Below are 232 nucleotides of genomic sequence, written 5' to 3'. Positions count from 1 at the left end.
GATAAACTCTTTGGCACTACTTTTACCGCTAATCAATACACTCTTCATGGCCAAAAAATGGAACCCATCGCTAGAGAATTTTTCATTCAAAAAACTCATTTAACTTTTGAAGACGCGATTTTCACTGATGATCAGGTTAACCTTTTTTCCGCCTCTTTAGATGGTTACAATGAACAACATCAAGCTGTTTTAGAAATTAAATGTCCTTTTGTGAACGAAAACCAAGAAGATC

General features: G+C 34.9%; 1 protein-coding gene. It reads left to right on the top strand.

Translation table 11 applies throughout. The features are described from left to right. On the top strand, positions 1 to 232 hold a 232-nt coding region (locus RI68_RS02160; RefSeq protein ID WP_017193605.1), incomplete at both ends, for a YqaJ viral recombinase family protein.

The sequence above is a fragment of the Vaccinium witches'-broom phytoplasma str. VAC genome, assembly GCF_000309405.1.
GTDB lineage: Bacteria > Bacillota_I > Bacilli_A > Acholeplasmatales > Acholeplasmataceae > Phytoplasma.
This window is presented reverse-complemented; position numbering and strand designations above follow the sequence as displayed.